This is a genomic window from Geminicoccus flavidas, assembly GCF_009806515.1.
GTDB classification, from domain to species: Bacteria; Pseudomonadota; Alphaproteobacteria; order Geminicoccales; family Geminicoccaceae; genus Geminicoccus; species Geminicoccus flavidus.
This window is the reverse complement of the sequence record NZ_WUJP01000578.1, coordinates 1-6,913: the sequence shown is the minus strand read 5'-3', so window position 1 is coordinate 6,913 and position 6,913 is coordinate 1. Positions and strand designations below refer to the sequence as shown.

General features: G+C 68.5%; 8 protein-coding genes. 3 read left to right on the top strand and 5 right to left on the bottom strand.

The genetic code is table 11. The annotated features are described in order from the left end of the window. A partial coding sequence (locus EQG76_RS16545) for an adenylate/guanylate cyclase domain-containing protein (protein ID WP_200840862.1) occupies nucleotides 1-779 on the top strand: 779 nt, incomplete at its 5' end. 7 nt (nucleotides 780-786) lie between these two features. Here EQG76_RS16545 and EQG76_RS16540 read toward each other — a convergent pair. Then, complete coding sequence (locus tag EQG76_RS16540; RefSeq protein WP_159715413.1) at nucleotides 787-1,692, bottom strand: LysR family transcriptional regulator; 906 nt, start codon at nucleotides 1,690-1,692, stop codon at nucleotides 787-789. A gap of 99 nt (nucleotides 1,693-1,791) precedes the next feature. On the opposite strand from EQG76_RS16540, the gene wrbA reads away from it, so the two are divergent. Next, nucleotides 1,792-2,418 (top strand): NAD(P)H:quinone oxidoreductase, encoded by a 627-nt coding sequence (gene wrbA / locus EQG76_RS16535; protein WP_159715411.1) that lies wholly within the window; start codon nucleotides 1,792-1,794, stop codon nucleotides 2,416-2,418. Nucleotides 2,419-2,465: 47 nt separating this feature from the next. Continuing rightward, on the top strand, nucleotides 2,466-3,620 hold the full coding sequence (locus EQG76_RS16530; RefSeq protein ID WP_200840861.1) for an MFS transporter: 1,155 nt from the start codon (nucleotides 2,466-2,468) through the stop codon (nucleotides 3,618-3,620). Nucleotide 3,621: 1 nt separating this feature from the next. Here the strand turns inward: EQG76_RS16530 and EQG76_RS16525 are convergent, their stop codons facing one another. From EQG76_RS16525 to EQG76_RS16510, 4 genes are all read right to left on the bottom strand, one after another. Next, nucleotides 3,622-3,948, bottom strand: a complete 327-nt coding sequence (locus EQG76_RS16525) for a cupin domain-containing protein (protein WP_159715409.1) — start codon at nucleotides 3,946-3,948, stop codon at nucleotides 3,622-3,624. 94 nt (nucleotides 3,949-4,042) lie between these two features. Continuing rightward, nucleotides 4,043-5,323 (bottom strand): TRAP transporter large permease, encoded by a 1,281-nt coding sequence (locus tag EQG76_RS16520; RefSeq protein ID WP_159715407.1) that lies wholly within the window; start codon nucleotides 5,321-5,323, stop codon nucleotides 4,043-4,045. A gap of 4 nt (nucleotides 5,324-5,327) precedes the next feature. After that, nucleotides 5,328-5,885 (bottom strand): TRAP transporter small permease, encoded by a 558-nt coding sequence (locus EQG76_RS16515; RefSeq protein ID WP_159715405.1) that lies wholly within the window; start codon nucleotides 5,883-5,885, stop codon nucleotides 5,328-5,330. A gap of 39 nt (nucleotides 5,886-5,924) precedes the next feature. Further along, nucleotides 5,925-6,911, bottom strand: a complete 987-nt coding sequence (locus EQG76_RS16510) for a TRAP transporter substrate-binding protein (RefSeq protein ID WP_159715403.1) — start codon at nucleotides 6,909-6,911, stop codon at nucleotides 5,925-5,927. Nucleotides 6,912-6,913: the final 2 nt, after the last annotated feature.

The window sequence follows — 6,913 nt, the reverse complement described above, 5'->3', positions numbered from 1 at the left end:
AGCTCGCCACGGTGCGCGACCTCCTGGTGCGCACCACCCTGCTGCGCGGCGAGGGCGAGGACCCGGGCGGGGTGATCGTGCTGCTCGCGGATATCTCGGTCGAGCGGCAGCGGCGCAAGCTGAAGAGCCTGTTCGGCTCCTATATCGACCCGCGCATCGTCGAGCGGCTGATCGCCCAGGCCGACCAGATCGACGAGGGCAGCCGGCAGGAGGCGACCATCGCCTTCCTCGACCTGCAGGGCTTCAGCCATCTGGCGGAGGAACTGCCGGCATCCGGAATCGTCGCCTTCCTGAACGCCTATCTGGAGGAGATGTCGGCGCCCATCGGCGCGCATCACGGCGTCACCGACAAATATATCGGCGACGGGATCATGGCATTCTGGTCGCGCCTGTTCACGCCGCAGGGCGAGCCGGCCGTGCTGGCCTGCCGGGCGGCACTTGCCCAGCGTGCCCGGCTCGAACAGTTGCGCGCCCGCGTCCGCAACCAGTTCGGCCTGTCGGCGGACGCGATCGAGATCCGCTGCGGCATCGCCACCGGCGAGGTGATCGCCGGCAGCCTCGGCCCGCAGCACGCCCGCACCTACACGGTGATCGGCGACGCGGTGAACCTGGCCGCCCGGCTGGAAGCCGCCAACAAGCGCCTGGGCAGCCGGATCCTGGTCTCCGAAGCGACCCACACCCAGGCGGAAGCGCAGTTCCGCTTCCGGCCGCACGGCGTGATCGAACTGCCGGGCCGGGCGCGGACCGAGCGGGTGTTCGAGCTCTTGGGTGAGGCGTGAACGGCCGTCAGCCGTCGTGTTCCGCCAGCGCCCTGGCGAACGTGCGGGCAGCGGGCCCCAGCGGCTGATCCAGGCGGTGGACCAGGTAGACTTCATACCTGGTCTGGCCGCCGCGGCCGAGCGCGCTTGTGTCCAGCCGGTGGAGCCGACCTTCCCTTAGATCCCGCGCGACCAGCCAGCCGGGCAGCCTGCCCCAGCCGAGCCCCGCCAGGATCATGGCGTGCTTGGCTTCCTGGCTGCCGACCCGGCAGGTCTGAGGCGACAGCACCCCGAAGCTGCGCCCTTCGGACATGGGCGTGGGATCGGCCAGCACGATCTGCAGATGGTCGAAGAGCTGCGCCACGTCGAGTGGCGTACCGGCAGGCTGGCGGGCGAGAGGATGGCTGCCTGCCACCACCGCCACCTGCTCGATCGGGCTGAGGGCGGTGAAGGACAGGCGCGGGTCGCGGAAATCCTCGCCGGCCATAATTGCCAGGGTACTGCGTTGCTCCAGCAGGGCGGAGGCGGGCCCGCCCATGGGTGCCACGTCGAGACGGATGGCGACGGTGGGGTAAGTTTCGCGGACCTCGACCAGTGCCATCCCCACCAGGTCCAGCGGGAACAGAGTGTCGACCACCAGTGACAGTTCCAGCTCAACGCCCTGACCCACCCCCCGGGCACGGGCGCGCATCGCGTCGACCCGCAGCAGGATGTCCCGTGCGTTGGCGAGCAGGGCCTCACCCTCCGGCGTCAGCCGCGGGCGATGGCTGGCACGGTCGAACAGGCTGAGGCCCAGTTCCCGCTCCAGGTTGGCGATAGCATGGCTGACCGCCGACTGCGCCCGGGCGAGGCGTGCCGCACCTTTTCGAAAGCTGCCGGTCTCGACCACCGCCACGAAGGTTCGGAGCTGATCCAGGGTCAGGACGTCCAACATGATCGATCCTGCGTATCAGTTCGATGCGGATTATCGCACTCCAGTAGATCAGGTGGCAGCCCTATCTTCCGCCGGCAGCAGATCCGGAGGACACAGGGAATGACGAAGGTACTGGTGCTCTATTATTCAGCCTTTGGCCATGTGGAGCGGCTGGCGCAGGCGGTGGCCACGGGCGCTCGGGAGGCGGGTGCCGCGGTCGTGGTGAAGCGGGTGCCCGAGCTGGTGCCCGAAGCCGTCGCCCACCGAAAAGGCTACCGGCTGGATCAGCCGGCCGAGGTTGCGACGGTCGAGGAACTGGCAGACTACGACGCCATCGTGATCGGGACGCCCACGCGCTTTGGCAACATGGCCGCCCAGATGAAGAACTTCCTGGATCAGGCTGGTGGCCTTTGGGCGCGCGACGCGCTGGTCGGGCGGCTCGGCAGTGCGTTCACCTCCACCGGCAGCCAGCATGGCGGCCAGGAGACCACGCTCGTCTCCATCCACACCGTGCTCCTGCATCTCGGTATGGTTGTCGCCGGCCTGCCCTATAGCTTCAAGGGTCAGCTGCGCATGGACGAGGTGACTGGCGGCTCGCCCTATGGTGCCTCGACACTTGCCGACGACGGCCAGGGCGGCGATCGCCAGCCGAGCGAGAACGAGCTGGCGGGTGCCCGCTTCCAGGGCCGCTACGTGGCGACGCTGGCGCGTGCCCTGGCTGCTGCCAGGATGACGGAGGCGGCCTGATGGCAAGGGCGATGGGCCTGCCTGCGCAGGCCGTGGATCGGATTGCCGTGGCCGCTGTCGTCGGGGCCGGCGTGGTCGCCGCGGTGCAGGTCGGCAAGGCTGCAATCGCGGCGCCGCTCCTGCAGATGGATTTCGACGTCGATCTGGCCGCGATCGGCTGGTTGACGGCGGTGTTCGCGCTGTTGGGCGCTGCGGGCGGCATTTCCGCCGGCGCCCTGGTCCGGGCGCTGGGCGACCGGCTCGTGCTGTCCCTGGGGCTTCTGGCGATCGCCGGCGGTGTCGCCGGCGGAGCCGGCGCCGCCTCGTTCCCGCTGCTCCTGGCCTCGCGTGTCGTCGAGGGGCTGGGATTCCTCCTGATCGTGGTCGCAGCACCGGCCGTGCTGCAGCGGATCGTTCCGCGACACGCGCGGGATGGGACGCTGTCGCTATGGAGCTGCTTCATGCCTACCGGGATGGCGCTCGCGATGCTGATCGGCCCTCTGTTCGAGAGCTGGCGCGCGCTCTGGTGGGCCAACGCGGTGCTGGCGACACTCGTCCTGGTCGCGGTGCTGCGGGTCGTGCCGGCAGGGGACGCGCAGCCGGCCGAGCCTGGAACCGGCCTCCTGCAGGACGTGGTGCAAGCGCTCAAGGCCCCAGCACCCCTGCTCCTGGCGGTCTGCTTCGTGCTCTACAGCCTGATGTTCTTCGCCCTGTTCAGTTTCCTGCCGATCCTGCTGATGATCCGGATGGAGTTGGACCACGGTACGGCCGGCCTGTTGAGCGCGGTCGCCACTGCCGTGAACGTGCTGGGCAATCTGGCGGCCGGCCGGCTGCTCGCCCGAGGTGTGTCCCGCGCAGGGCTAATCGGCATTGCCGCCCTCCTGATGGGGGTGTGCGCGCTTGGCATCTTCCCGGCCATGATCGGCAATGGGCCGGCCCTGCTGCTCTGCCTGCTGTTCTCGGCGATCGGCGGGCTGATCCCGGCCACGCTCCTGGCCTCCGCCCCGGTCGCAGCACCTGTTCCCGCGCTGACGGCGATCGTCGTCGGCCTGTTGATGCAGGGCAGCAATCTCGGTCAGATGCTGGGCCCCGTGCTGGTCGGCGAGGTGATCGAGACCTGGGGCTGGCCGGCAGCGTCCATCGTGGTCTTGGCGGCGGCGGCATCGGCACTGGGCGTGACGACCATCCTGGGCCGCCGGTTGGGATCCGGCCGTCCGGACTGACCTAGAGAAAATCGTCCCTCCTGGGGGTGAACACGTCCACCAGCGCCCCCGCCTCCAGGGCGACGCAACCATGCGGTGCATTGGGCGGTACGTGGTAGATGTCGCCCGGCTGGAGGCAGCGGGTCTCGCCCGCGATCGTCGCCTCGAACACGCCAGATTCCACCAGGCTCACCTGGGTGTGGGGGTGCTGGTGCATGGCGCCGACCGCACCCTTCTCGAATTGGACCCGCACGGTCATCATGTTCGGGTCGTGGCTCAGGACCTGGCGGCGCACGCCGGGCGCCACCTCCTGCCAGGGCGCATCGGCGGTGGTGGCGAACAGGGGCATCAGGCGGCTCCTTTCCCGGCTGGGTGGATCTGGAGGAGATGCTGGCAGCGCCGGTGGCTGGTGGCCAGCTCGGGCTCGCGGGCGAGCGCGTCGGTCACCGGAACAAAGCCGGCAGCCACAAGGACAGGGCAGGCACGTAGGTGACCAGCAGGAGCACGGCGATGGACGCGCCGAAGAACGGCCAGATCGTCTTCATCGCCTGGCCGATCGTGATGCCGCCCACCGCGCAGCCGACGAACAGCACCGAGCCCACCGGCGGCGTGTTCAGGCCAATCCCGGCATTCAGGATCAGGATCACGCCGAAATGGACCGGGTCGATGCCAAAGCTCTTCACCAGCGGCAGGAAGATTGGGGTGGTGATGATGATGAGCGGCGCCATGTCCATGAAGGTGCCGAGGAACAAGAGCGCCAGGTTGATCAGGAGGAGGATGACGATCGGGTCCGACGAGATCGCCTGCATCAACGCGATCGTGGCGGCCGGTACCTGCATGAAGGCCATCAGCCAGCCGAACGAGGCGGCCGTCCCGATCACCAGCAGCACCATGGCGGTGGTGCGCACTGACCCCAGCGTCGCCTCGCAGAAGCCCCGCCAGTCCAGCTCCCGGTAGACCAGCACGGTGACCAGCAGCGCATAGACGACGGCGATGCAGGAGCTCTCAGTCGCGGTGAACACGCCCGAGCGCACCCCGCCGAAGATGATGCCGATCAGGAGGAGGCCCGGCAGGGCGGCCAGCAGGTAGCGGCCGATCGCGACAAAGCCCGGGAACATCCCGGCCGGGTAGCCGCGGCGCACCGCGACGATCCAGGCGGTGATCATGAGTGCCAGAGCCAGGAGCAGGCCCGGGATGATGCCGGCGGTGAACAGGTCGGCGATCGAGATGCTGCCGCCCGCGGTCACCGAGTAGATGATCATGTTGTGCGAGGGCGGGACCAGCAGGGCGATGATCGCCGCGTTCACCGTGACATTGACCGCATAGTCCCGGTCATAGCCGCGCTTGGCCATCTGCGGGATCATGATGCCGCCCACCGCCGAGGCATCGGCCACGGCCGAGCCGGAGATGCCGCCGAACATGGTCGAGGTCAGCACGTTGACCTGGCCCAGGCCACCGCGCAGGTGGCCAACCAGGCTCGCTGCAAAGCGGATCAGCCGCTCGGCGATGCCGCCGCGGATCATCAGGTCGCCGGCGAAGATGAAGAACGGGATCGCCATCATCGCGAAGACGTTGATGCCCGAGTTCAGCTGCTGGAACACCACGACCGGCGGGATGCCCATGTAGAGCACGGTCGCCACCGAGGCGATGCCCAGGCAGAAGGCGACCGGCGTGCCGATCAGCAGGAGGAAGGAGAACACGCCAAACAGGATCGCCATCGCCACCGGTTCAGCCCTCTTCCCGGCTGATCAGGCGCTGGAGCAGCTTCTCCAGGGCGAACAGGGCGATGAGCAGGCCGCCCATTACAAGAGGGAGGTAGTCCACCCCCTGCGGGATGCCCAGGCCCGACATGGTGGCACCCCAAGTGCCGGCGGCGAGCTTCGCGCCATAGAAGGCCATGCCCAGGCCAAACAGGGTGATCAGCGCGAAGGTGGTGCACTGCATCGCCTTGCGCAGCTTGGGCGGGGCGAGGGCCAAGCCGATCTCGAAGCCTAAGTGGTCGCTCTCGCGCACCCCCACCGCGGCGCCCAGCAGGATGAACCAGCTCATGAGGAGGAGCGAGCCGGGCTCGGTCCAGTGCGGGCTGTCATTCAGCACGTAGCGGCCGAACACCTGCCAGGCGATCGCGGCGGTCATGGCGACCAGGCCCGCCGCGGCCGACCAGAGGGCCACGGCCGCGACCCGGTCGAGCACCCGGTGCAGCCGGGCGAGCGGCCCCACCGGCCGGACCAGCGGCGACTCCGGTGGGGCGGTCGGGTCCTCGGGAATGGCGGCAGCGGCGGGCATGGCGCGATCCGGCTGGGGGAACGGGCGGGGGAGGCCGACTCAGGCCATGGCGCGGATGCGTTGCACCAGGTCCTGGAGCTTCGCGTCCGTCACGAACTGCGCGTAGACCGGTTCCATCGCAGCGATGAACGGCGCCTTGTCCACCGGATTGGCGACCGCACCGCCAGCCTCGGCCCGCGCTCGCGCTTCCTTCTCGCGCGCCACCCACAGCTCGCGCATCTTCGGCACCGATTCCTTCGCCGCCGCCTTGACGATCGCCTGGTCCTCTGGGGTCAGGCGATCATAGCTGGCCTTCGACATGACCAGGGCTTCCGGCGACATGGAGTGCTCGGTCTGCGAGTAGAACTTCGCGACCTCGTAATGCTTCACCGAATCATAGGACGGCCAGTTGTTTTCTGCCCCGTCGACCACGCCGGTCTGCAGGGCAGAGTAGACCTCGCCGAACGGGATCGGCGTGGCGTTGGCACCGAGCGCCTGGATCATGGCGATGAACAGGTCGGACTGTTGGACCCGGATTTTCAGGCCCTTCATGTCGTCCAGGGTCTGGATTGGGTGCTTGGCATTGTAGAAGGAGCGGGCACCCGAATCGTAGAAGGCCAGTACCACGAGGTCGTGCGGCTCGAAGGCGGCGGCGATCTCCTCGCCGATCTCGCCGTCGATGACCTGGTGCATGTGGTCCTCGGAGCGGAACAGGAAGGGGAGCGAGAGGATCTGGGTCTCGGGGATCAGGTTGTTGAACGGCGCGAAGTTGATCCGGTTCATGTCGATGACGCCGAACCGCGTCTGCTCGATCGTGTCCTTCTCTCCGCCCAGCTGGCCGGACGGGAAGACCTGGACCTCCAGCCGGCCGCCGGTGCGCTCCTTGATCAGCTCGCCCATGAACTGGACCGCCGTCACGGTCGGATAGCCTTCCGGATGGATGTCGGCGGAGCGCAGCGTGACGGTCTGCGCCCGGGCGGCACTACCCATCATGCCGGTGGTGGCCAGTGCGGTGCCGGCGGCCAGCGCGGTGCGTCGGTTGAGCATCA